Below are 21,908 nucleotides of genomic sequence, written 5' to 3'. Positions count from 1 at the left end.
TCATTATGATTAAATCATTAACGTCCATATCAGATTTAAATATGCGATCGGGTGCTGATATTCTCCTTGAAGTGCTGGAGAGTGAAGGTGTGGAATATATTTTTGGCAACCCCGGTACCACCGAACTTCCGCTCATTGATGCACTTCTTCGCCATGAAAATATTCATTATATTCTGGCACTCCAGGAGAGCAGCGTGGTCGCCATTGCAGACGGCTACGCGAAAGCCTCCGGCAAGACCGGTTTTATCAATTTGCATACCGCCAGCGGTCTTGGGCACGGCATGGGGAATCTCATTAATTCGCGGATCATGAAAACGCCGCTGGTTGTCACCGTCGGGCAGCAGGACACGCGGCACTACGTGCGCGACCCGCTCCTGTACGATGACATTGTCTCCATTGGATCGCCGGTGGTGAAATGGGCGCAGGAGGTCACCAGCGCCGATCAGCTCCCGGTTCTTGTGCGCCGCGCCTTTCACGCCGCCAGCTACCCTCCCGCGGGTCCGGTGCTGCTATCCCTGCCAATGAACGTGATGGAAGAGCTGAGCGACGCCGGGATACAAACGGCCTCTAAAGTGAACTACCACACCGTGGCGGGCTCGCTGGACGAACTGGCCGAAGAGTTGAGCCAGGTTACGCCCGGCAGGATCATGATTGTGGCGGGGGATGAAGTTCACTCCAGCGGCTCGACGCAGGAGATTGTCCAGCTTGCGGAAGCGCTCGGTGCCCACGTTTACGGCTCCTCCTGGCCGTTGAATTTGCCCTTCCCCACGCAGCACGCGCTCTGGCGCGGCAATATGCCCACCACCGCAAATGAAATCGCCAGCGTCGTTAATGCCTACGATGCGGTGTTTATCATCGGCGGCAGAAGCCTGATTACCATTTTGTATAGCGAGGGCGAGGCCATTCCGGAAACCTGCGCGGTGTATCAGCTCTCGGCGGATATGAACGAGCTGGGACGCACCTACGCCACCCGCCTCTCGGTGATGGGGGATATAAAACTCTCCCTGAAGGAACTGTTGCCGAAGCTTGAGCAACGCCGGGTAGCAAGCAAATTGACGCATCAGCGGCTGCTCAAAGCGGCACGCGCTGAACGTGAAAAAGAGTGGCAACTGCAGGAAGAGCGCCTGTCAGCCGAGCGGCTGCGCCCGGCGATTTCGCCGATGGTCGCGGCCTACGAGGTGATAAAGTCTGTTCCACCTGGCATAACGATTGTCGACGAAGCGATTGCAACGGCCAGACACGTTCGCCGGTTTATCTCCGACCAGCAGCACCCGCGCTATTACTTTATGCGCGGCGGCGGTCTGGGCTGGGGAATGCCTGCAGCAGTCGGTCACTCGCTGGGGCTGGGGCGCGAGCCGGTTGTGTGTCTGGTTGGCGACGGCGCCTCCCTGTACTCGCCGCAGGCGCTCTGGACAGCGGCGCACGAAAATCTGCCCGTCACCTTTATCGTGATGAATAACCTGGAGTACAACATCCTGAAAAACTTCATGAAAGGACAGCCGGGCTACAGTTCGACAAAGCTGGGTCGTTTTATCGGGATGGATCTGATTAATCCGAGAATTGATTTCCAGTCGCTGGGCGCCGCGATGGGTATCCGCTGCTGCCGGGTGACCCAGGCCGCGGATATCGCCACGGCGGTGACGCAGGGGCTACAGTCCGGAAAAACCAATTTGATTGAAATTGCCATTTCCGCAGATTGATCGACCGTTTCAGATGTACCCTACATAAAACACTTATAACCGAAACGCCTCAAGCCGCTTAATCTGCCGCCCTTCCCCGTCAAAATTCTCTGCTGCCAGCCAGGCGCGCAGCTCGGCGTCTCTTTGCGGCCACTCGCCGTCAATAATAGAAAGCATATCGCTGTCGCGGTTGCGCCCTTTGCGCACCAGCTTCTGGCGCAGGCGTCCTTCCCAGACAAACCCCAGCCGCTCCGCCGCATTGCGTGACGCAATGTTCATGGAATCGCACTTCCACTCGACGCGCCGGTAGCCGTGCTCAAACGCATTTTTCAGCAGTAGCCACACCGTTTCGGTGCCCATCCGGGTTCCTTTCATCTTGCGCGACCAGGTCACGTGACCAATTTCCACCGACCCCAGCAGCCGCTCGTTAGCCATATAGCTCACCAGCCCCACCGCGCGTTCGGTGCGTAAATCAATGACGGCAAACGGCACCAGCTCATCGTCCATAACCTTTGCCACGATCCAGTGCGCGGTGGCTTCCACGCTCGCTGGCTGCGTGCTGGCAAGCCACGTCCAGTCGCTGTCGTCGCCCAGTGCGTAGGCCTCATAGAGATCGGCCGCGTGGCGATCGGCATCCAGCGGCTCCAGGCGGCAATACTGGCCGAACAGCGGCGTGCGGGTTAATACGCGCGCGCCTCTCCAGTCTGGAACGATATCGTTAACGGTTTGACCATGTTGATTGATTTCGGGCACGGCGGTGACTCCCTGAAAGGTAAGGAGTTTGTTATAGCAGGTTAAAAAGCGGGCGAAAAGCAGCACATTTTAATAGCCCAAGCGCATGCGATATTCCCGCAAGATATAAGCAAAGCTGAATTTCGACTTTGCGGAATTTAAGAGTCGACCTAACGTAGCGGAGCATAAAACAATCACAATATATTCTTCTCAGGGATCGCTATGACGAAAAAACTGTTGCCGTTACTGGTGCTGGCTGCGCTCTCAGGCGCTGTCCACGCCGCTACTCCGCCCAACACGCTGGTTGTTGCCCAGGGACTTGATGACATCGTGAGCCTCGACCCGGCCGAAGCCAACGAGCTTTCCAGCATCCAGACCGTGCCTAGCCTGTATCAGCGCCTGGTACAGCCGGACCGCGATAACCCGGAAAAAATCACCCCAATTTTGGCAGAAAGCTGGGAAGCGGACGCGGCAGCAAAAACGCTGACGATCAAACTTAAGCCCGATGCCAGATTCGCCTCCGGCAACCCGCTGCGCCCGGAAGACGTGATTTTCTCTTACACCCGCGCCGTGACGCTGAACAAATCCCCGGCATTCATCCTGAACGTGCTGGGCTGGGACGCGAGCAACATCGCCAGACAGCTGAAAAAAGTGGACGACCATACCCTCCAGCTTCACTGGACGGCGGACGTTAGCCCGTCGGTGGCGCTGAATATTCTCTCCACGCCGATTGCCTCCATCGTCGATGAAAAGCAGGTCGCGGCAAACGTGAAGGATAATGACTTCGGCAACGCGTGGCTGAAAATGCACTCGGCTGGCAGCGGCGCGTTCAAAATGCGCGTCTATCAGCCGCATCAGGCTATCGTGCTGGAAGCCAACGACTCCGCCCCCGGCGGTGCGCCGAAGCTCAAAAGCATCATCATTAAAAACGTCCCCGACCCGGCTTCGCGCCGCCTGCTGATCCAGCAGGGTGATGCGGACGTGGCGCGCGATCTCGGTGCAGATCAGATAAGCGCCCTGGACGGCAAGCCGGGCGTTAAGGTGCTGAGCATTCCGTCCGCCGAGCAAAATTACCTGGTGTTTAACACCGGCAACAGCGCCAACCCGCTGCTGAACAACCCGGCGTTCTGGGAAGCCTCGCGCTGGCTTGTCGATTATGAGGGCATCACCAAAAACCTGCTGAAAGGCCAGTACTTTGTTCACCAGAGCTTCCTGCCGGTCGGGCTGCCGGGCGCGCTGGAAGACAACCCGTTTAAGTTTGACCCGGCAAAAGCGAAAGCCATTCTCGCCAAAGCGGGCATTAAAGACGCGCACTTCACGCTGGATGTGGAGAACAAGCCGCCGTTTATCACCATCGCCCAGTCGATGCAGGCGAGCTTTGCTCAGGGCGGCGTGAAGATCGATCTGCTGCCTGCCGCCGGGAGCCAGGTCTATGCCCGCGTGCGCGCGAAGCAGCATCAGGCGGCGATCCGTCTGTGGATCCCGGACTACTTCGACGCGCACTCTAACGCCAGCGCCTTTGCGTGGAACGACGGCAAATCCAGCACCGTGGCCGGACTGAACGGCTGGAAAATCCCGGAGCTGAACAAAGCCACGCTGGCGGCGGTAGCCGAGCCGGATCCGGCGAAGCGTCTGGATCTGTACAAGAAGATGCAGGAGCAGCTGCAGCAGAGTTCGCCGTACGTGTTCGTCGATCAGGGTAAAACCCAGATCGTGGTGCGCGATAACGTGAAGGGGTATCAGCAGGGGCTGAACGCGGATATGGTCTGGTACGATCGCGTCACGAAGTAGCCCTTCTCCCTCTCCCACAGGGAGAGGGGGTCGTCCGTGCATATTTTCAGGATAACGATTTTCCCATGCCACATCTTTCCACCCGCGTGTTCCAGGGTCTGCTGACCCTGCTGCTCACGCTCCTCGGGCTGCTGCTCGTCACGTTTGCGCTGTCGGCGTTTTCACCTGTCGATCGCGTGCTGCAGATCGTGGGCGATCACGCCAGCCAGTCAACCTACGATCAGGTTCGCCACCAGCTTGGGCTGGATCGCCCCCTGCCCGTGCAGTTCTGGCACTACCTGCAAAACCTTGCCCACGGTGATTTAGGCACGGCCAGCGCCACCGGTCAGCCGGTGCTGCAGGACCTGCTGCACGCGTTCCCCGCCACGCTGGAGCTGGCGACGCTGGCCTTAATCATCGGCGCCGTGCTCGGCGTAATTGCCGGGGTGCTGTGCGCCCGCTACGCCGGTTCACCGCTCGATCTCGCCATCAGAACCCTCACCCTGCTCGGCAACTCGGTGCCTATTTTCTGGCTCGGCCTGCTGATGCTGGCCCTGTTCTACGCGAAGCTTCAGTGGAGCGCGGGTCCCGGCAGGCTGGACGATATCTGGCAGTTTACCGTCGAGCCGCGCACCGGCTTTGCGCTGGTGGATACCTGGCTTTCCGGCGACCGCGAGGCGTTCCGCAACGCCCTCAGCCACCTGGTGCTGCCGGTGCTGCTGCTGGCCTATTACTCGCTGGCGAGCATCACCCGCCTGACGCGCTCCGCCTGCCTGAGCGAAATGAACAAAGAGTACATCCTGCTTGCCCGCGCCAAGGGCGCCGGGGAGATAGCCATCCTGCTGCGCCACGTGCTGCCGAACATTCGCGGCACCCTTCTGACGGTGATCGCCCTCGCCTACACCAGCATGCTGGAAGGCGCGGTACTGACCGAAACCGTCTTCTCCTGGCCGGGGATCGGGCGCTACCTCACCACCGCCCTGTTCGCCGGAGATACCACCGCCGTCATGGGCGGCACGCTGCTGATTGGCGTCTGCTTTGTGCTGATCAATAACCTTACCGACCTGCTCGTGCGGGCGACCGATCCCAGGGTGCGCTGATGCCGTTTTATCTTTTCTTACGCCGCCTGCGCCGCTCCCCCGCCGCGTTTTGCGGGCTGATTGCCATCGCGCTGCTGGTAGCTATCGCCCTGTTCGCGCCGTGGCTAGCGCCGCTTGACCCGAACTGGCAGGACGCCGCCGCGCGCCTGCAGGCACCGAACAGCCAGCACTGGCTGGGCACCGACAGCTACGGGCGCGACCTGCTTTCACGCCTGATTTACGGCACCCGTCCGGCGCTCGGGCTGGTGGCGTTAGTCACCGTAATCACCCTGCCCGCCGGGCTGCTGGTGGGGATTTTGTCCGGCTACTACGGCGGCTGGATGGAGCGCATCCTGATGCGCTTTACCGACGTGGTGATGTCGATGCCGCGCCTGATCCTCGCCTTCGCGTTTGTGGCGATGCTTGGCCCGGGGCTGGTCAACGGCGCGCTGGCGCTGGCCTTAACCACCTGGCCCGCCTACGCGCGGCAGGCGCGGAGTGAGATCCAGCGTCTGCGCCACAGCGACTATCTCGCCGCCGCCGAAATGATGGGCATTCGCGGGCTGCGCCTGCTGGTCGGGCATATTCTGCCCCTGTGCCTGCCGTCCGCGATTGTACGGCTGGCGCTGGATCTGGCGGGCATTATTCTGGCGGCTGCCGGGCTGGGCTTCCTCGGTCTTGGCGCCCGTCCGCCGATGGCCGAATGGGGCGCGATGATTGCCGACGGTATGCAGGTCATTTTCGACCAGTGGTGGATTGCCGCCGTTCCGGGCGGTGCGATTCTGTTTGCCAGCCTGGCCTTTAACCTGCTGGGCGATGGCCTGCGCGACGTACTGGAGCCACAGCATGACTGAACAACGCGTCATCGTCGATGCGCTGAATATCGACTACCCCGCCGCGCGCGTGGTCAACAGCCTGAGCTTCACGTTGGGCAACGAGCGGCTGGCGCTGGTGGGGGAATCCGGCTCGGGCAAATCGATGTCCGCCCGCGCCCTGATGGGGCTGGTGCGCAAACCCGGCATCGTGAGCGCGAACCGGCTTAGCGTGCTCGACAACGACCTGCTGACACTGAGCACCCGCCGCTGGCAGGCGCTGCGCGGTAACGGGATTGCGATGGTCCTGCAGGACCCGCGCTACGCGCTGAATCCGGCGAAAAACGTCGCCGCTCAGCTTGATGAGGCGCTGACCCTGCACCAGCGCCTGCCCCGCGCCGAGCGCCTGGCGCGCATTTACGACATTATCCGCGCCGTCGGACTCAACGAACATGTCCTCACGCGCTACCCCGGCGAACTCTCCGGCGGCATGGGCCAGCGGGTGATGATTGCCATTGCGCTGATCAACAACCCGCAGGTGCTGATTGCCGACGAACCCACCTCCGCGCTGGACGCCCGCCTGCGCAACCAGATCCTCGAACTGCTGGTGCAGCAGAGCGAAGAGCGCCAGATGGCGATGCTGTTAATCAGCCACGATCTGCCGCTGGTGGCGGAACACTGCGATCGCGTGCTGGTGATGTACCAGGGCGAGAAGGTCGATGAGATGGCGGCGAACCGGCTGCCCCAGGCGACGCACCCGTATACGCGCACCCTGTGGACCTGCCGTCCAAATGCCAACACCTTCGGCCAGATGCTGCCGACGCTGGACCGCACGCAGCCGTGGAAGGAGGCCGATAATGACGCTCGTTGAGGTTAAGGATCTCCTGGTGAGCTTCGGGGAGAAAACGGCGGTGTCCGCCGCCAGCTTTGCCATCGAGAAAGGCGAAACCTTCAGCCTGATAGGTGAATCCGGCTGCGGAAAATCAACTATTCTGCGCGTGCTGGCGGGGCTGCAGCGCGAGTGGAACGGCCGCATTTCGATCCTGGGAGACGCGCTACGGCCTGGGCGGCGTTTTGAAGGCGAGCTTCGCCGCAACGTACAGATGGTGTTTCAGGATCCGTGGGCGTCGCTGCACCCGAACCACACGATTTCACGCACCCTGTCGGAGCCGTTACACATCCACGGCGAAACGCAGATTGCCGAAAAGGTGGCGGATGCGCTGCAGCAGGTGGGGCTTTCCGCCGACGCGGGCAAGCGTTATCCGCATCAGCTTTCCGGCGGACAGCGCCAGCGCGTGGCGATTGCCCGCGCGCTGCTGCTGCGCCCGCAGCTTCTGCTGCTGGACGAGCCCACCTCGGCGCTGGATATGTCCGTGCAGGCGGAAATTTTGAACCTGCTCAACCGCCTGAAGGCCGAGCACGGCATGACCTACCTGCTGGTGAGCCACGATGCGGACGTGATTGCGCATATGTCCGACCGGGCGGCGTTTATGGCGCACGGGGAGATTCAGAGGGTGTTTGACCGCGAGGCGATGTTGCGGGGCGAGCACCGGATGGGGTAAGCGCGCGCGGCGGTGCCCGGTGGCGCTGCGCTTACCGGGCCTACGTTTCGTGCCGCGTTGATGGTTTTTCGTAGGCCGGGTAAGGCATAGCCGCCACCCGGCAAAAAATCACTTCAGCAGCTTCACCGTGGCATCAATGTCGATCTCATCTTCGGTGAAGATCAGCGTCGTATTCTGGAAGGTGGTGATCGCCAGCTTCTTCACCGTGCGCATTTCGCCCGGCTTTTTCTCGGATTTCGGCTTGATGCTGTTCATCAGCAGCCCAACCGACAGCACCGCGTTCTCTTTGTCGATTTTGGTATCAGCCGGTTCTTCTTCGTTAAACACCACGAAGGATTTGATCGAGGAGAGCTTCACGCGCTCGCCCGCAATAAAGAGATGTTTGCTTTCGGGGATCACCTTCACCGCATAGGCGGAAAGGCCTTTGTTGTTGGTGGTCGGCTCAAAGGTCACCGCGGCATCTTTCTTAATCAGATCGGGGTTCGCGACCTTAATCACATGAAAATAGCGGTTGTCGCCGTTTTCATCTTTGATAAATCCAAAGCCTTTATCTTTAAACCACGTTGTGATTGTACCGTTCATCGCTGTTACCGCCTGTCAGATCGTAATGACTAAAGTTTTGCAGCGCGCAGTGTAATGCACAATGACGGAGGAGACAAAAAAAAGCCCCTGCACGGGTGCAGGGGAAAACTCATGTCAGAGCTTATTAGAATTTAATTAAACACCATTCCACCATCAATTAAGAGCGACTGGCCGGTCATGTAGTCGGAATCCGGGCCTGCCAGGTATGAGACGCAAGCGGCCACATCTTCCGGCTCGGACAGACGGCCAAGCGTAATGCGTTTGGCAAAGGTTTCGGTCCCGTAGCCAAGCGGTTTACCCGCCGCCTCGGAGACCTGACGGTCGATTTCCGCCCACATCGGCGTTTTGACGATGCCCGGGCAGTAGGCGTTAACGGTGATCCCCAGCGGCGCGAGATCCCGTGCCGCGGTCTGGGTTAAGCCGCGCACCGCGAACTTGCTGGAGCTGTAGACCGCCAGTTCAGGGTTGCCGGTGTGGCCCGCCTGGGAGCAGGCGTTGATGATCTTGCCGCCATGCCCCTCTTTGCGGAAGGCGTCAATCGCGGCCTGGATCCCCCAGATCACCCCTTTCACATTGATGTTGTAAACCTTGTCGACAATGTCCGGCGTGATGGATTCGATGGGGGTAGACGGCGCAATCCCGGCGTTATTCACGATAACGTTAAAGCCGCCCAGCGCGGTGCGCGCTTTCTCCACCGCAGCAAATACCTGTTCGCGGTCAGAGACATCGACCTTCACGGCGACGGCGTTGCCGCCGTTACGGATGATTTCATCGGCGACGGCTCTTGCCGTCTCAACGTTATAGTCGGCGATGGCGACGGCAAAGCCGTCTTTCACCAGGCGAAGCGCGATCGCTTTACCAATCCCCTGGCCTGAGCCTGTTACGAGAGCAACTTTTTGCATTTCTCTGTCCTTATCGTGAGTCACAAAATCTGGCTGAGATGGAGCTGGCCCATCAGCAGCGGGTTATCGCTGTAGTCGACGGGAATGGCCACCACGGCCGGGCCATCCACATCCATCGCCGCGCGCAGCGTCGGCTCAAGCGCCTCGGCGCTCTCCACGGCAAAGCCCTTCGCGCCGAAGGCGTCGGCATACGCTTTGAAATCGACCGGGCCGAACTCGACGCCGGAAAGGCGCTGGTATTTTTTCTCTTCCTGAATCGCCACCATGTTGTAGGCGTTATCCACCCAGATGATGTGCAGCACGTTGGCGTTGAGGCGCACCGCGGTTTCCAGCTCCATGCTCGACTGCAGGAAGCCGCCGTCGCCGGAGACCGATACCACCTTGCGGCCCGGATTCACCAGCCACGCGCCAATCGCCCACGGCAGCGCGACACCCATGGTCTGCTGACCGTTGGAGATCATCACCTGACGCGCCCGGAAGCTGTAGAGGTAGCGGGCGATCCAGATGTGGAAGCTGCCCATGTCGACGGTGAGCGTCACGTCGTTATTCACAATGTCCTGCATGGCGCGCACGATGCGCAGCGGGTGCAGGGCAAACTGGTTGAGCGAGGCGCCGCGGCGGTCGAGCAGATCGCGCTGATGCTGGCGATCGACCAGAATTTCGGAGGCCCGCTGGCTCAGCTCGAGCTTACGGTCGATGCGGTTAGCGAGCAGGTTCAGCGTTTCGGCGATGTCCCCCACCAGCTCCAGATCCGGCACGTAGTTACGCTCTTCATAGGCGGGCAGCACATCGATGTGCACCAGCGTCGCGTCGCCGCTGTTCCACATGGACGGCTCGTACTCCACCGGGCTGTAGCCGATGCAGATAATCAGATCCGCCAGATGCAGCAGCCGGTCGCCCGCCTGGTTATTGAACAGGCCGACGCGTCCGGCAAAGCGGGTGAAGTGCTCCTGGTTTACCGCCCCCGCGGCCTGATAGGTGCTGGTCACCGGAATGCGGCTTTTCTCCAGCAGCTTGCGCAGCGCGGCGCTGTTCGCGGGCTGGCTGGCCATCAGGCCGAGTAAGATGACCGGGTTTTTGGCCTTTTCGATAAGCTTCGCCACGTCGTTGATGGCGGATTCCGGTGCGGGGCCCATCAGCGCAGGGCCGCTGGCGGGTAAAATCGCCCCCGTCGCGGGCTGGTCGACAATATCCTGCGGCAGGCTGACGAATGCGCCCCCCGGCCTGCCGTGCTCGGCAGCGCGAAACGCGTTCGATACCACCTCGGCAATCGCGTCCGGCGAACTGACCTCCACGGCGTATTTGGTAACAGGGCTGAACATGGCGACGGTGTCCATGCTCTGGTGCACCAGCTTCGCTTTATCCGCCCGCTTCACCGCCCCGCCCAGCGCTACTACCGGGTCGCCTTCGCTGTTGGCGGTGGCGATGCCGGTGATCAGGTTGGAACAGCCCGGTCCGGAGGTGACCAGCGCCACCCCGGCCTTGCCGGTCAGCCGCCCTACCGCCGCCGCCATAAACGCCGCGTTGGCCTCGTGACGTACCGGAATGATCTCAATGGAGGAGTCCAGCAGGGAGTCAAAGACCTTGTCGATTTTCGCCCCCGGGATCCCGAACACCTGCTTCACGCCCTGCGCTTCCAGCTGGCCGACAACCATATCGGCGCCGTGCGCCCACTGACGTGACTGTTTCTCACTGTTCACGGTAGTTCTCCTGTTAGTTTTCGACGGAACGGATCGCTGCATCAAGATTGCTGGGGTGAAGGTTGGCCTGTAAGAACGCGCTGTCGGCGGGCAGGTCAATCATCAGCTTGTGAATTTCACCGAAGGTGAGCACGCCGCTCTCCAGCTGGTAGTCGAGCAGATGGCCCCCGCCCTGACGGTCGTCGGTGATGAAATGCTCGTGATAGCCGGCCACGTTAATGCCCTGCATGTGCTGCGGCGTGCGGAACCCGACCAGCACCCCTTCGCGCTGGTTAAAGCGGAACACCGGCTGGTCGTCCAGCACGTCGGTCATCGCGCGGTAAGGCGGCTTCTGGCGCGGTACGGTGCGGGTGTGGGCGTGGCGGAAGTTGCCGTCGATGCGTAGCGCGCAGAACAGGTTATCGGAGGGGATCTGCTGGTCGATGACGTCGTGGATCTGCTGACGGCTGACCGGTGCATCGAAGGTTTTGCGGTACTGCGGCTGGAACCAGGTCATCACCGCGAACGGCGTTTTCTGCTCCGGCTTCGCGGCCCGGGCGCTGCCGTCGGCGCGCAGCTGGTACACCTGGCTGCTGAAGGCAATCATTTCACCATCCAGCTCGTTGAAGGTGCCCAAACCAAAATCACCGTGCGCCAGCAGATCGGCGATAGTGGTCTCTCCTTCGTACACGCCGCTTAGCAGGGCGCTCATTAGCGATGTCTGATAGATCACGCTGTCAGGATGCTGGGCGGAAAACCCCCGCAGGGTCTCGCACAGGCTGGCCTCACAGTCGCAGGCAGATGAATGCATCATCGTGCTCGTCCTCTTCAACTTTATTTAGAAAGGTTAAATAAATGTTGACCCGATTCAGCAGAGAGTTCCAATATAGAAACCATGCTGGTTTGAGACGTTTTAGATATGGAACTTCGTTATCTGCGGTATTTTGTCGCGGTTGCACGCGAGCGACACTTCACCAGGGCGGCCGAAGCGCTGGGTATTTCACAGCCTCCTCTGAGTCAGCAGATCAAACGGCTCGAAGAGGAAGTGGGCACGCCGCTGTTCAGGCGCCTCACGCGGGGCGTGGAGCTGACCGAAGCGGGAGAAGCCTTCTACGAGGACGCCTGCAAAATTCTGGCGCTGAGCGATGCCGCGCTGGAAAAAGCCCGTGGCATCGCGCGCGGGCTGAACGGCAACCTGTCGATTGGCATCACCAGCTCCGACGCTTTTCATCCCAAAATTTTCGCGCTGATTCGCCAGTTTCAGGTGCAGAACATGGCGGTGCAGGTTCACCAGGTGGAAGCCAATATGTCGTCGCTGACGACGATGCTGGCGGAGGGTGAGCTGGATATTGCCTTCGTGCGCCTGCCGTGCGAGAGCAGCAAGGCGTTCGAGTTAAAAATCCTCGACCGGGAGCCGATGGTGGTGGCGCTGCATCGCGACCATCCGCTGGCGGCGTGCGATTCGCTGGCGCTAGAGCAGCTTCGGGATACGCCGGTGGTGCTGTTCCCGCAGGAGGTCGCGCCGGGGCTGTACGAACGGGTTCACGGCTGCTGCGAGCGGGCCGGGATTGACGTGCAGCACGCGCTGCAGTCGTCGCAGCTTTCCTCCTCCCTGAGCATGGTTTCCGCGGGCGGCGGGTTCGCGCTGGTGCCCAAATCCATGGCGGCCATTTCACCGCCGAATGTCACCTATCACGCGCTGAGCTCGCCGGAGCTTTATACCGATATCGCGCTCTGCTGGCGGCGCTTTGAACGCTCGCGAACGGTGAAGCGGTTTTTGATGATGATGAGCGAGGGGTGACGGCAATATAGGGGTTTTGGTTTTTTGTAGGCCGGGTAAGGCGCAGACGCCACCCGGCAACATAGCCCCCGTCGTCAAATCCAGACGTCGTTCTCTGCGGTGCGCTCCCCGCCTTCGTGTCCGGTATTCAGGACCCCACAAGGTTCTATCATCATCATTTTTACCGTTGATTCAGCAGACGTTTTATGTTCAACGCCTTTCGGCACAACGTACATTTCTCCTGGATTGACGAGCACATGTCCGTCACGAAAATCAATACGTAACACGCCCTCAACCACGATGAATGCCTCATCGGTTTCAGGGTGAGCGTGCCATATAAAATCACCCGATATTTTGACGATTTTAAACTGATAGTCATTCATCTGGGCGATGACTTTCGGCTGCCAGTGCGCGTCGAAGAGAGAGAATTTATTGTCTAAATTAACAGGACTATACATTGTGACACTTCCTATGGTTGAGAAGCGTCCAGGATAGAATAAGGCCGAAGTGCCGGTCTTGAACGATCGTGCAAATCAGGCAGGATGACCTTTGATGAATTTTTGCCAGCGCCCCGGCGACATACCCAACGTTTTGATGAACTGACGAGTCATGTGACTTTGATCTGAAAACCCCGCAGTAGCGGCAGCCTCAGCAAGCGACAGGCCCGCCTGAATCAGGCGTCGACAGTATTCAAGTCGACGCATGGTCACGTAGCGATAAGGACTCGTTCCATAAAGCGCACGGAAATCCCGGCTCAGGCTCCAGCGATCTCTGCCACTGACGGCGGATAAGGTATCCAGCTTAATGTTGTGAATGAATTCAGTGTGTATATATTCGCGCGCGCGTTCTGCTGATTGATAATCCACCAGGTTTCGGCGAAAACGTTGTCCTCCGACGACGGCCAGCGTGTGGGCGAGATCGTAGAGCGCATCGTCTTCTTCCAGCGTATCGAAAGATTCTTCCGGTGCTTTTAACAGCGGTTCGGTCGCTGCAAAAAGCCGGGGATCGGATGAAATCCCGCCAGGAATAAACGGCAAAGGCTTTCCGCCCAGGATTTTTTGAATGAGCGCCGGATCGATATACAGCATCCGATACTGGAATCCGTCGTTCGTTCCCGCCTCTCCGTCATGTATTTCGTCAGGGTGCAGGACCATTGTCCCGCCCGGCAGGCTATGTTGTTTACTTCCCCGATAGTGAAAACTCTGCACCCCGGATAAGGTCCGGCCTATGGCGTAAGTGTCGTGACGATGCGGTTCATAGCCATGCCCGCTGAAATACGCCTCTATGCGCTCTATTTTCCCGGGTTGTTGCGCCAGTCTGACCCAGTCTTTGTTGGATTTTGCCTTCGACATATATGACACCTGATGCCCTGCAAGGGTGAAACAACACCATAAACGCATCGGGTGCGGTTTGGAAAGTCGTTGCAGGCAACGCGGGGTCGGATCCAGGACTTTGCTGTTTTATTGATGCACGCTTAAGTACTACGTTTTCCTGGTAATTGTCTGCAGCATCCCATCTGTTACTCTGACAGAGTGCAAAGGATGACAAGGAAGTGAAATGCTAAACCCCGGATTCGTTACCCGCAAAGCACTTGCTCTCTGGCGGGATGTTCCTGCTTTTTTACCCCAGTTTCAGTTCCATGAGAAACATCGAGCGGTCATTCACACTTCCAGGCCTGAAAATATTCTGCCGTTGATTGCAAGCTTTGACGTCCAGCAAGACCCCGTAATTCGGCGGCTGATGTCTTTGCGGAAATTACCGCAGAAATTTCTGCACAATCAGCAGGCTAACTCGACGGGCAACTTTGGGCTGCACAGTTTTACTCTGTTGAAAAGCTCAGCATCCGAGCTCTGCTATGGCTTAAGAGGGCAATTCTGGCGGATAGATTTCGGTCTGGAAAACGCGCCCGACGCGATTGCTTTTCAGGCACCCTCCGCGCTGGGCAGCGCAAAACTGTTGCTGCGCTACCAGGTAGCGGAACTGGCGCCAGGTCAACATGAACTCTGTACAGAGACCTTCGTCTATTGTCCGGACAAACGTACTCAACTCAAAATGGCGGCCTACTGGCTGGCAATACGGGCAGGGAGCGGCTGGATCCGTAAAAGGACGCTGGAGGCTGTCAGGTCGCATGTTGAAAATCAGAAGTGAGGGATTCCTGTGAAATGCCCTGAACACTGGAGGTTTTGATGACTATACGAGTTTTCACACTTTTGCTCATACTCGGCGCATTTGCTGTAAATGCTGCTGACGGCGTTTTGGACACTCGCGAACGGTTAAGCGGATTTTGAGGCTTAATTTGAAGGGAATATGGGCAGGCTGCCATATAAAACTCAGGCACCATTACCCTTTAAAAATAAAAAACCCGCACAGGTGCGGGTTAATTTTTATCAGTACAGCTTAACTGCTCGGACTATTGTCTTCATCGCTATCGTACGCCACACTGATATTTAGCGCGGGTTACAGTGGAGAAACATTTCCAGCTGCAGGACCTTTTGCGCCATTCTCAATGGTAAAGGAAACTTTCTGACCTTCATCAAGCGTTTTGAAGTTGTCGCTCTGAATAGCAGAGAAGTGTACGAATACATCTTTGCTGCCGTCGTCAGGGGTGATAAAGCCAAAACCTTTATCTGCGTTGAACCATTTTACTAAACCAGTCATTTTATTAGACATAGATAAATCCTTAATTTATGAGCCACTTAAACGCGGCGATGATGGCCTGTATTTCGAGAGTTACTTATTTGGCACTTAGGAGGAGGCTCACGAAGAAGGAGTATCTATGGATAACACCTGAACTGAGGACTGCTTTACTAAAACTGCTTTCATAAGGTCTGTATTCCAAACCGATGACGCTATTAAGACACAGCGAAATTTATTGCGCAATGATTATTATTATTTATTTTAACCATTTAAACGCCCGGATGGCTGCTCGCGGTGCCAGACATCGGTTCGGCGGGGGGACATTTTCCCTGGCGACACAGACGTGAGTAGAAAGGTTACTCAAAATGAAAAGGTCTGCATAAGGAGTAACAGCGGTGCAAACTGTGCCCGGCGGCGCTGCGCTTGCGCGGGCCTACGGGTTGTGTCGCGGGTTGGCTGACGGTTTTGCAGGCCGGGTAAGGCGTAGCCGCCACCCGGCAATGCCCTTCTGGAAGCCGCCTCGCAAACTTTCAAGCAACCTTATGTAACTCAGGGTTATCCCTTTCCTTCCCTTTTTCGCCGCCGTAAAGTACCTGCGTTGCGGCACATCCGTAACCGGGCGTAGGAATCCGTTAGCATAACATGACGTTTTTTTAGACAAAGAGGATGCTAAATGGCGACTACCCCTGGATTTTCTTACGCGCTCTCTGAGGAAAGCGCAGTTCATCACCTCATCAGCACTTCAATTTCCGATTCCGCGGATCTTTTCGAGCTGGCCGACGCCTGCACTGCGTATGTAAGCGTGCTGGTGGAAACTGACGACGCAGTGACGTTTGCCACGCTCTGTACGCGATTGCTGGTTGCGCTGAAGCGGCTGCGGGAGTGCTGCGATGCCGAGCTGCCTTCGCATCTGGTTGAACAACTGATTGCGGGGGAAAAGATTGCTTCCTGCGTGCCCGACTGCTGGCAAGAGACGACGCTGCAGGTGGACTATGCCGTAGCGTTAACGCTGGCGGTGATGGGCGGGACATTGCCTGCGAGCGTAGCGAAAGACCTCACCGGGCTGCTGCATGATATAGTCTGGCTGTTGGCTGAGTTTTTGAAGGAGCCGTATATCACGGCGCACTGAGGCGGGTGACTGAAGGCCGGAATTCTTCGAGGTTAGAAGCAGGATTTCGGCCTTACTCAAAGTACAGAGTTGTTTGTTGAATGTCCGTTAAGAGCGAAGAGCGGAAATTGTATTTATGAATGACTTTTACATTGCCAAATAAATTATTATTTGCCGCTTTTTTCTGGTTAATCACGAACACCATCATAATCATTAAGTATTTGCATTAACATTATTCTTGGTATGTCTTTTGTGGATATTCTGAAACTGGTACTCAGGCGCGAGGCAATCATAGCGGAAGTAATTTTATTATCATCGTAGGCGATGGTCATATGCTTTCCGATATTCTGTCGGGTCATGTCCGACAACCTTTTGCCACATTCATCGGAAAATCTAAATACTAAATTCTCTGCACCTGTCTCATCCTTCTCTACATAATCAATTGACTTTACACATCCAGAGTCAAACGAAGTTTTCTCATTACCGACCGAAAAAACAAAACTCCCTTTTGCTGCAGTTGATGTCAATGGAACAAGCACCACGAGTAACAACACCCCAAACTTGATTTGCATCTTCTTCTCCTTTTATTTGTTGACCTGCTCCGCATAAATTAACATATCTCAACGTTATCAACGTCCGCTTCTGGCACAACACAGACATTCATATTCACTTTTATCCCCCTCCCTATCCCCCCACCGCCACGCTCGCCGACAGCCCCGCCACCAGCTCAACGCCCTCCGGTAACCTGTCGATATGAATGCGCACCGGCACGCGCTGCGCAAGCCGCACCCAGCTGAAGGTGGGCTCGACGTCGGGCAGGCCCAGCCCGCCCGTTTCGTCGTTGCTGTCCCCAATCCCATGCCCGATGCTCTCCACGTGCCCCGTGATGACAGGCTCGTACCCCATCAGCACAACCTGCGCGGCATCCCCGACGCGAATATGGCGCAGCTTGGTCTCCTCAAAGTACCCTACCACCCAGAAGCTGTGCGCATCGACGATGGCGACCTTTGTCTCCCCCGCCGTCGCGTAGTCTCCGGGGCGAAGCCGCAGGTGCGTAACGTACCCCGAAACCGGCGCGCGCACGGTGGCGTGCGCCAGATTCAGCTCTGCCAGATCCAGCGTGGCCAGCGCGCCGTGATAGTTGGCCGCCGCGACGTTCGCCGCGCTGCCGGTTTGCTGTAAATCCTCGCTCGAGATGGCGTTTTTAATCAGGGTGCGGCGATGGGCCGCGTCCTGGCGCATCAGCATCTCATGGCGTTTCGACTCGACGTCCGCCTGCGCGCTGACCACCGCCAGCTTAAGCCAGCGCGGATCGATGGTGTAGAGCACATCGCCCCGGTTCACCCACTGATTGTCCCGCACGGCCACGCTGATGACCGGCCCGGAGACGTCCGGCGCAATCTGCACCACGTCCGCCCGCACGCGGCCGTCGCGGGTCCACGGCGTTTGTGCGTAGTGTTTCCACATCATAAAGGCCAGAAGCGTGGCCGCCACGGCCGCGCTTAAGGTCAGCGCATAGCGAGCCAGTAAAGAGAGCAGTGATTTCATGACAATAACCCCAACGCGATCAGGCCCTGCATCAGCAGGAAAAAGGTGACAATCCAGGTTGAAACATCCATCAGCGGGCGAAACGGCAAGCTCCGGTAGAGCCTGCTGAGCGAGAAAAGCGCGACGAGGCCCAGCGTGCAGACCAGCGCCGCGAGGGCGACCATCAGCAGCCCCGGAATAAAAACCCCGCCGATATTGAGATCGTTAACCATTGTCTGGCCCCCGTAATGCACAGTGCAGATCCACCAGCCTGAAGACCAACTGGCGCGTATGTTCATCTGCCGCAGGCAGATGGCGCGCGATAATAGCGGCAATGCGTTCGCGCAAGGCGTTGCGGTCCCCGGTGTTTATCTGATGAAAAAGCGCGTCAACCTCCCTGCCGGGCGGCGTGTTACTGCGGCGTAAATGCATGACCGATAGCCCCAGACGCAGCGCGTGCAGCAGCCGATCGAGCGCCTGCTCCGGCGCGCGCTCGCTGCGCGGCAGGCGCGGCAGCAACAGGGCGGTTCGGTCCATCATCAGGTTGATCCAGTGCGTTTCATCAACCCGCAGCGTGCCCTTCACGCTGCGGCGAATGTCGCGCTGGCAGAGGTTCAGCAGACGCGTGATGGCACCATCCGCCTGCACGGTTTGCAGCAGGCTCATGCTGATGACGGCAAAGCCGGTCGCGGCAAATAGCGCGATGGCGGTGTTGACCGCAACGGCGAAGTCTCCGCTGTAGTGCGCCCCCAGCTCGCACAGAATGGGCAGCGTCAGGGTGATCCCCATTGCCATAAACGTGGTGGGCGGGCGCGCCTGAAGCGACCCGGCCAGCAGATACGCCGGGGCAAGCACCGCCACCAGCACCGGGAAATCGCTCACCAGCGGCAGCAGCGCAAAGCTGTAGAACAGGCTTATCAGCACGCCCCAGAACGAGCCAATGATGTATTTCACGATGTGCGGTGCCGGCGTGTCGAAGCTGCCAAACAGCGTGCAGCAGACGCCGAGTATCGAAACCGCCGTCCCGCCGTCCGGCCACGCTGAGAAGATCCAGACCAGGCATCCACTCAGGATGATGGCGAAAGCCCCCAGCGCCGTGCGGGCGCCGGTAAGAGGATCGCGGTGGAAAACGTAGCCTTTCGCCGCGCGGGTTTGCATCTCCCCAAAGACGGGTTTGGCGTGGAGTATGGCCCCGGAAAGACGCTCGCACTGCTGCAGAAGCGCGATAGCCTCCGAGAGGTAGCGGATAAAACTGACCTGCAGCGCGTCGTCAAACGACTGCGCCTGCGCGGCAAACCAATCGATGAGAAGCGCACAGCGGAGCCGCAGCGACTCTGCCGTGCTGCTGGCACCCGCGCCTTCAGCGGTAAGCCAGGCCTGAACGTCCTCCATCAACGCCTGCGCGTCGGCGGGCAGGTTTCCGATCGCTGGCAGGCGATCGTGTAGTTCACAGTTGACGATGACCAGCCGCGCCAGCCGATCGTGAATCGCTTTCCTGGCCTGCCGCACCGGGGCTGAGAGGGCAAAATCATACGGAATATGGTGGCTGATGCCCTGCAGGAACTGCAGCGCCAGGGCCAGATGCAGGGGGCCGGAAGCCGCGTCGGGTTTACCTGCTAAGGTATCCGCCACCCGCCCGCGAGCGGCCTGTAACGTCTGAGATAATTTAGCGTTGAACAGCTCTGATACGCGTGCGGGCAGCACGTAGCGGTGAATCAGCGCCGCGCAGAAAATCCCAATCGCGATCTCCTGCACGCGAACGATGGCGACGTTAAAGATCCCGCCGGGATCGGACACCGCGGGAAAACCAATCAGGCTCGCGGTATAGCCTGCCAGCACAAACGCGTAAGCCCGGGGCGTTCGTTCCAGCAGGGAGAGCCACAGACAGAATACGATCCAGCCCGTCAGCACCGCGCTGCACAGGACTGGCGTATTCGCGAAGGCAGGCACAATCACAACGGTCGCGCTGGCACCCGCCACGGTACCGGCCAGCCGGTAGAGGCTTCTGCTCAGCGATGCTCCGACCGAGGTCTGCGACACGATGTAAACCGTAATAATGGCCCACGAGGGACGCTCAAGACCGATCGACAGCGCGAGGTAATAAGCCAGCATCGCCGCGGCAAAACTCTTTGCAGAGTAGATCAGCGCGCCCGCATCGTTTCGCAGCGCGGCGGGAATACGCACGGGATGAGAGAAGATGTTTTTCATGCCGGGATTATTACCGGCTTGCAGACCCGCTTAAATACTCTATTCTGTCAAAAAATACCTAAATGCTGCCAGAATCGTGAAGCCTCAACCTGCTACTACGCTGTATGACCCCGACTCTACCGCCAGCCCGGCGGTGGCGCGTCATCTGGACTTCGTGGACTACGCCGCGGAAGTGCCGGTGCATACCCACCGCAAGGGGCAGCTGATTATTGCCCGATACGGTGCGGTCAGCTGTTACGCGGAGAATGATATCTGGATCGTGCCGCCGGACTGCGCCGTCTGGATCCCCGGCGGGATCCCGCACAGCGCCAAAGCGACCTGGAACGCGCATCTCAACTATCTATTTATTGAGCCCGGCGCGGCGGCGCTGCCGGAGAGATGCTGCACCCTGGCGATCTCGCCGTTGATTAAGGAGCTGGTCGATCGTCTGACGCGCGAAGGCGTGGATTATCCCGCCGACAGCCACGTCGCGAGGCTGACCCGTGTCACGCTGGACGAGCTCGCCAGCATGCCGCAGCAGAAGCTGAGCCTGCCGGTCTCAACCGATCCGAAAATTCGCGCCATGGCGGACGCGCTGGTTAGCCGCCCTGAGGACAGAAGCACCCTTAAGGACTGGGCGAAACGGCTCGCCCTCAGCGAGCGCTCGTTTGCCCGGCTGATGCAGCGCGAGACCGGGCTGAGCTTCGGGCGATGGCGCCAGCAGCTGCATTTGATTATTGCCCTGCGGGAGCTGGCAAGCGGCGTGCCCGTCCAGAACGTGGCGGCAACGCTCGGGTACGAATCGGTGAATGCGTTTATCACCATGTTCCGAAAAGCGATGGGCAGCACGCCCGCCCACTACTTTGCCGAACGGAAAAACAGCGGCCGTTAGCCCGGCCCCTCGCTCCCCGCCGCCAGCAGCGGCACCACCACGTCGCTGATGGGCACCGCAATACCGTGTTTGCGGCCGTAGCGCTGGATAACCCCGTTGCGAATATCCCACTCCATCGGGCGATCGGCCTGACGGTCGGCAAGGATCGAGGTGCCCAGATCCTCAGGTGCACGCTGGAAGTTCGCCAGGATCTCCTGCGCCACGCCATCGTCCAGCTTCGCCCCTTCGGCGCGGGCGACGGCAAGCCCCTCGCGCAGGTAGGCCAGCGAAAGCTCGCTGATATCCTCCCGCCTGAACATCCCGGCGCGGCGGTTGGCCAGCACCATCAGCCCGGCGACCGCGTTTTGCAGCAGCTTGCGCCAGGCGACGGTGGCGAAATCTGTAGAGAGCTCAACCGCGCAGCGCGTATCGCGAAGCGCCTCCACCACCCGCTGCGCCTGCGGCACGTCCGGCAGCGTCAGGCGCGGCTTCGCCCGCAGCCAGACGGAAGCATCCGGCTCGCGCTGGGCCGGGAACCACACCACCGACGGCAGCACCGCTGCGCCGTTAACCCACGGCTCAAGCTGGGCTTTTTGCTCCACGCCGTTTTGCAGCGCGCAGACCACGGCGTTTTCATCGCACAGGGCCCGCAGCCATCCGGCGCTGTCGGCATTTTGCGTCGTTTTTACCGCCACAAAAACGAGATCGGCGGGGCGCGTGATGACGGCCGGATCGGTCAATACCGGGCCGGGCACAACCGTTTCACCCTCGTCGTGGCGCAGGCGCAATTCCGGGTGCGCGGTGCGTCCGCACAGCAGCGGCGTGCGGCCAACGTCATGCAGCACCGCGGCAATGGTGGTCCCAATCGCACCCGGTCCAATCAGCGCAATGGTTGGATAGTCAGACATGAATCACTCCCCTTTTGCTAAGCCTGCTATCAGTTATACCACCCTGAGACGAGCGCGCCACACCCGTTGTCTATACTCAACACACAACAGACA

The 21,908-nt window shown here is 59.0% G+C and carries 23 protein-coding genes; 10 read left to right on the top strand and 13 right to left on the bottom strand.

Going from position 1 to position 21,908, the window contains the following annotated elements; genetic code table 11:
• Positions 1-5 precede the first annotated feature (5 nt).
• On the top strand, positions 6-1,700 hold the full coding sequence (locus DFO52_RS07350) for a thiamine pyrophosphate-binding protein (protein ID WP_133549939.1): 1,695 nt from the start codon (positions 6-8) through the stop codon (positions 1,698-1,700).
• A 33-nt stretch (positions 1,701-1,733) separates the two neighbouring features.
• Here the strand turns inward: DFO52_RS07350 and DFO52_RS07345 are convergent, their stop codons facing one another.
• Complete coding sequence (locus DFO52_RS07345; protein ID WP_133549937.1) at positions 1,734-2,432, bottom strand: GNAT family protein; 699 nt, start codon at positions 2,430-2,432, stop codon at positions 1,734-1,736.
• A 201-nt stretch (positions 2,433-2,633) separates the two neighbouring features.
• On the opposite strand from DFO52_RS07345, the gene DFO52_RS07340 reads away from it, so the two are divergent.
• The 5 genes from DFO52_RS07340 to DFO52_RS07320 all read left to right on the top strand — a co-directional run bounded on the left by DFO52_RS07340 (position 2,634) and on the right by DFO52_RS07320 (position 7,634).
• Positions 2,634-4,202: an ABC transporter substrate-binding protein gene (locus tag DFO52_RS07340; RefSeq protein ID WP_133549935.1), complete on the top strand. Its 1,569-nt coding sequence runs from the start codon at positions 2,634-2,636 to the stop codon at positions 4,200-4,202.
• 65 nt (positions 4,203-4,267) lie between these two features.
• Entirely contained in the window at positions 4,268-5,281 is a 1,014-nt protein-coding gene (locus DFO52_RS07335) for an ABC transporter permease (protein ID WP_133549933.1), read from the top strand.
• Positions 5,281-6,114 carry an ABC transporter permease gene (locus tag DFO52_RS07330; protein ID WP_133549931.1) on the top strand — a complete coding sequence of 278 codons (834 nt, stop codon included), beginning with the start codon at positions 5,281-5,283 and terminating at the stop codon, positions 6,112-6,114. The genes DFO52_RS07335 and DFO52_RS07330 overlap by 1 nt, the downstream gene beginning before the upstream one ends.
• Positions 6,107-6,943: an ABC transporter ATP-binding protein gene (locus DFO52_RS07325; RefSeq protein WP_133549929.1), complete on the top strand. Its 837-nt coding sequence runs from the start codon at positions 6,107-6,109 to the stop codon at positions 6,941-6,943. The genes DFO52_RS07330 and DFO52_RS07325 overlap by 8 nt, the downstream gene beginning before the upstream one ends.
• Positions 6,930-7,634: an ABC transporter ATP-binding protein gene (locus DFO52_RS07320; protein WP_133549927.1), complete on the top strand. Its 705-nt coding sequence runs from the start codon at positions 6,930-6,932 to the stop codon at positions 7,632-7,634. The genes DFO52_RS07325 and DFO52_RS07320 overlap by 14 nt, the downstream gene beginning before the upstream one ends.
• A gap of 108 nt (positions 7,635-7,742) precedes the next feature.
• Here DFO52_RS07320 and DFO52_RS07315 read toward each other — a convergent pair whose 3' ends face one another.
• The 4 genes from DFO52_RS07315 to budA form a co-directional block, all read right to left on the bottom strand.
• Positions 7,743-8,216: a cold shock domain-containing protein gene (locus DFO52_RS07315; protein ID WP_023310683.1), complete on the bottom strand. Its 474-nt coding sequence runs from the start codon at positions 8,214-8,216 to the stop codon at positions 7,743-7,745.
• Between the two features lie 131 nt (positions 8,217-8,347).
• Positions 8,348-9,118, bottom strand: coding sequence for a (S)-acetoin forming diacetyl reductase (locus tag DFO52_RS07310; protein WP_024906954.1), 771 nt, complete (start codon positions 9,116-9,118; stop codon positions 8,348-8,350).
• A gap of 20 nt (positions 9,119-9,138) precedes the next feature.
• Positions 9,139-10,818: an acetolactate synthase AlsS gene (gene alsS, locus DFO52_RS07305; protein ID WP_029741636.1), complete on the bottom strand. Its 1,680-nt coding sequence runs from the start codon at positions 10,816-10,818 to the stop codon at positions 9,139-9,141.
• Positions 10,819-10,831: 13 nt separating this feature from the next.
• Positions 10,832-11,611, bottom strand: a complete 780-nt coding sequence (budA, locus tag DFO52_RS07300; protein WP_023310680.1) for an acetolactate decarboxylase — start codon at positions 11,609-11,611, stop codon at positions 10,832-10,834.
• A gap of 105 nt (positions 11,612-11,716) precedes the next feature.
• Between budA and DFO52_RS07295 the strand changes: the two genes are divergently transcribed.
• Positions 11,717-12,598, top strand: a complete 882-nt coding sequence (locus DFO52_RS07295; RefSeq protein ID WP_038417608.1) for a LysR family transcriptional regulator — start codon at positions 11,717-11,719, stop codon at positions 12,596-12,598.
• 74 nt (positions 12,599-12,672) lie between these two features.
• On the opposite strand, the gene DFO52_RS07290 is transcribed toward DFO52_RS07295, so the two are convergent.
• Together DFO52_RS07290 and DFO52_RS07285 are read right to left on the bottom strand one after the other, a co-directional pair.
• Positions 12,673-13,035 carry a cupin domain-containing protein gene (locus tag DFO52_RS07290; RefSeq protein WP_047648474.1) on the bottom strand — a complete coding sequence of 121 codons (363 nt, stop codon included), beginning with the start codon at positions 13,033-13,035 and terminating at the stop codon, positions 12,673-12,675.
• Between the two features lie 75 nt (positions 13,036-13,110).
• Entirely contained in the window at positions 13,111-13,929 is an 819-nt protein-coding gene (locus tag DFO52_RS07285) for an AraC family transcriptional regulator (RefSeq protein ID WP_166642352.1), read from the bottom strand.
• A 205-nt stretch (positions 13,930-14,134) separates the two neighbouring features.
• On the opposite strand from DFO52_RS07285, the gene DFO52_RS07280 reads away from it, so the two are divergent.
• A complete protein-coding gene (locus tag DFO52_RS07280) occupies positions 14,135-14,725 on the top strand; it encodes a hypothetical protein (protein ID WP_133549923.1) in 591 nt (196 codons plus the stop codon).
• 309 nt (positions 14,726-15,034) lie between these two features.
• Here the strand turns inward: DFO52_RS07280 and cspA are convergent, their stop codons facing one another.
• The gene (cspA, locus tag DFO52_RS07275) at positions 15,035-15,247 is read right to left on the bottom strand and encodes an RNA chaperone/antiterminator CspA (protein ID WP_022647355.1); all 213 of its coding nucleotides are present in this window, start codon (positions 15,245-15,247) and stop codon (positions 15,035-15,037) included.
• A gap of 640 nt (positions 15,248-15,887) precedes the next feature.
• Here cspA and DFO52_RS07270 point away from each other — a divergent pair.
• Positions 15,888-16,343 (top strand): hypothetical protein, encoded by a 456-nt coding sequence (locus DFO52_RS07270; RefSeq protein ID WP_133549921.1) that lies wholly within the window; start codon positions 15,888-15,890, stop codon positions 16,341-16,343.
• A 167-nt stretch (positions 16,344-16,510) separates the two neighbouring features.
• Here DFO52_RS07270 and DFO52_RS23095 read toward each other — a convergent pair whose 3' ends face one another.
• The 4 genes from DFO52_RS23095 to DFO52_RS07250 all read right to left on the bottom strand — a co-directional run bounded on the left by DFO52_RS23095 (position 16,511) and on the right by DFO52_RS07250 (position 20,057).
• A complete protein-coding gene (locus DFO52_RS23095) occupies positions 16,511-16,894 on the bottom strand; it encodes an Insecticidal toxin complex protein tccz (protein WP_166642351.1) in 384 nt (127 codons plus the stop codon).
• A gap of 112 nt (positions 16,895-17,006) precedes the next feature.
• The gene (locus DFO52_RS07260) at positions 17,007-17,870 is read right to left on the bottom strand and encodes an HlyD family secretion protein (protein WP_133549919.1); all 864 of its coding nucleotides are present in this window, start codon (positions 17,868-17,870) and stop codon (positions 17,007-17,009) included.
• A complete protein-coding gene (locus tag DFO52_RS07255) occupies positions 17,867-18,082 on the bottom strand; it encodes a DUF1656 domain-containing protein (RefSeq protein WP_133549917.1) in 216 nt (71 codons plus the stop codon). Before DFO52_RS07255 ends, DFO52_RS07260 begins: the two co-directional genes overlap by 4 nt.
• Positions 18,075-20,057: an FUSC family protein gene (locus DFO52_RS07250; RefSeq protein ID WP_133549915.1), complete on the bottom strand. Its 1,983-nt coding sequence runs from the start codon at positions 20,055-20,057 to the stop codon at positions 18,075-18,077. Before DFO52_RS07250 ends, DFO52_RS07255 begins: the two co-directional genes overlap by 8 nt.
• Before the next feature lie 76 nt (positions 20,058-20,133).
• Here DFO52_RS07250 and DFO52_RS07245 point away from each other — a divergent pair, with 76 nt between their 5' ends.
• Entirely contained in the window at positions 20,134-20,928 is a 795-nt protein-coding gene (locus DFO52_RS07245; RefSeq protein WP_133549913.1) for a helix-turn-helix transcriptional regulator, read from the top strand.
• On the opposite strand, the gene DFO52_RS07240 is transcribed toward DFO52_RS07245, so the two are convergent.
• On the bottom strand, positions 20,925-21,815 hold the full coding sequence (locus tag DFO52_RS07240) for an oxidoreductase (protein WP_133549911.1): 891 nt from the start codon (positions 21,813-21,815) through the stop codon (positions 20,925-20,927). The genes DFO52_RS07245 and DFO52_RS07240 overlap by 4 nt on opposite strands.
• Positions 21,816-21,908 lie beyond the last annotated feature (93 nt).

The sequence above is a fragment of the Enterobacter sp. AG326 genome (assembly GCF_004362415.1).
Classification (GTDB): Bacteria; Pseudomonadota; Gammaproteobacteria; order Enterobacterales; family Enterobacteriaceae; genus Enterobacter; species Enterobacter asburiae.
The sequence above is the reverse complement of the archived record's forward strand: the minus strand, read 5'-3'. Positions and strand labels throughout refer to the sequence as shown.